3 protein-coding genes are annotated in these 2,160 nt (G+C 30.6%); 2 read left to right on the top strand and 1 reads right to left on the bottom strand.

Going from position 1 to position 2,160, the window contains the following annotated elements; genetic code table 11:
* Together FTT63_RS15300 and FTT63_RS15295 are read left to right on the top strand one after the other, a co-directional pair.
* On the top strand, positions 1–150 hold a 150-nt coding region (locus FTT63_RS15300), incomplete at its 5' end, for an integrase core domain-containing protein (RefSeq protein ID WP_180192471.1).
* A gap of 138 nt (positions 151–288) precedes the next feature.
* On the top strand, positions 289–795 hold the full coding sequence (locus FTT63_RS15295; RefSeq protein WP_180192470.1) for a hypothetical protein: 507 nt from the start codon (positions 289–291) through the stop codon (positions 793–795).
* Between the two features lie 112 nt (positions 796–907).
* Here FTT63_RS15295 and FTT63_RS15290 read toward each other — a convergent pair whose 3' ends face one another.
* Positions 908–1,735 carry a hypothetical protein gene (locus tag FTT63_RS15290; protein ID WP_180192469.1) on the bottom strand — a complete coding sequence of 276 codons (828 nt, stop codon included), beginning with the start codon at positions 1,733–1,735 and terminating at the stop codon, positions 908–910.
* Between the last annotated feature and the right edge of the window lie 425 nt (positions 1,736–2,160).

The following is a 2,160-nucleotide window of genomic DNA, read 5'->3' as shown; positions in this document are numbered from 1 at the left end:
AATCGGACTATACGTTATAGCTGGCTAAGCAAGCATCTATTTGACACACTGGAAGAAGTACAAGATTATGCAACGAGTTGGCTGTGGCATTACAACTATGAAAGACCACACCAAGCAAACAAAGGAAAGCCACCTCTCATGGCTGCTTAACCTCTACTTTTAACTTCGGTTATTTATGGGAGGATTACCATGATAGAATAAGATTGGGAAAAATTAATTTCAATGAATTATATATCTATGTATTCTCATTATTGTAATGGTTGTGGAAAACATTTCCACTCAGTGAGTATGAATGATAACTATTGTTCAATAGGTTGTTCTTCTAGTGACATTGAATACAAAAGACAACAAGCAAGATACAACGATGGTTTTATATCAAATAGTGACTCTAGCTCTGGAAGTACTAGTTATGTTGGCACTCAACCGGCAATTCCAATTGAGTTGATCATATTTGGAACTGTAGGCTACTTTGCTTGGCATTGGATAAAAAATTGGTCAGAATTTGAACCTATAACTAGTCATATATTACTTATTTTTAACTATATTTTTTATAAACCACTGCACTTCAGTACTAATATTTACTCATATTTATCAAGAGTAGATCTAATATATGAACTAGGAGTTTGGTTCTTTTTCTTGAAATGGTTTGCAATTATTTTTTACATTATATTTATTTTATGTTTGTATATTATGGTTATAGAGGTTCTTAATAAAAAAGGTCTGACTTGGTTATGGGTTTTATTCCTAATTTCCCCTCTTATTACACATGGTATCTGGTATTTTTTTATTAAATAATTTTTTATCAATGCACTAAAGTGAACATAGTCTAGGTTACACCAATTAAAAAGCGAGAGTTAAAAACTCTCGCTTTTTATAACAAAAATTATTTTAAATGATTGATAATATATTAATTATCATCTATACCAAACTTGTCAATTGAAGTTTGATAAATCTCTTTAGCCGTTTCCTTATCTTTTATAATTAAATCTAAATATACTGGATAAGCGTCAAATGCAGGGATGTTTAAAGCTGTATTTCTTTCAATAACAATATATGCAGTTCCATATGTATCTAGTTTACTATAACGTCTAATATCTAGAGCATTTTCTACAGGATATGGGACTAAAAATTCCTTATTAGCCTTAAGACTTACAATAGATGAACTTTCAAATATATCTAATGATTCAATCTCACCTCTAAGACCCTTTAACTCATTATCATAAAATGAGTAAATTTGTACATTCAAAAAGTTTGTTGAATCACGTTCTGGTACTAAAATTGGCAATTTAAAAAATGCCTTTTGTGGAGCATTTTCTGAAGCCTTTCTTAACTTATCAATATATGGCTGAAGTCTTTCTTGATAGATAACGGGATTATTATCATGTTTAACATCTTCAATGCTGTTATCATCAGGAAATGATTTTTCATAATAAGATCTGAATAATGATAGGCTTCCATCAGTAACAATGCCTTGTTCATCAACGCGTACTGTATCAAACCATGCTTTGGCAATCATTAAACCCAATTCTTTTTGGTCATATTCTTTAAATTGTATTTTATTTGGTGAACTTGCAATTGTAGCTTTCTTATCAGCTATTTCCTGTTCCATCATCTTTTGGCTAAGTTCTTGACTTGCTGATTTAACATCTACTTGATCTTTCTCTTCTGATTTACTACAACCAGATAGACTTATGGTCATAATTAAGCTAGCTGTTATAATTGCACTTTTTTTCATATTTCAACCTAATAATTTAAATAAATTAATTACTTATTTTTATCTAATTTAGTTGGTATTTCAACTAAAATCTATTAAGGGAACAAACAAATAATGGATTTTTCATGTTCTACACTAAATTTCTGTTTTAAACCTATAAAAAACCCGAAAGGATGTCGGGTGGCGTATGAGATTTAGTTAAGCTCGACTCCTGTCTTGCTTCACGATCCTAGAGAGTAGACTTATCAGGTTCTGTTGCATTAAGGAATAAATTAAGAAAATCTACAATTAACATAATACACCTTATACGAAATACTTGTGTAAGCCCAAAGTAGAAATGTCCGGTTTCTCCAAAGTAAAAATGTCCGCTTTTAGAATATGCACTTTTGCAATTTTCTTAGCGGACGGTTTGATATGTTGGTGTCTATGTCGGATAAAGAACTTAA

The sequence above is a fragment of the Acinetobacter sp. C15 genome (genome assembly GCF_013420645.1).
In the GTDB taxonomy this organism is placed as follows: Bacteria; Pseudomonadota; Gammaproteobacteria; order Pseudomonadales; family Moraxellaceae; genus Acinetobacter; species Acinetobacter indicus.
The sequence above is the reverse complement of the archived record's forward strand: the minus strand, read 5'-3'. Positions and strand labels throughout refer to the sequence as shown.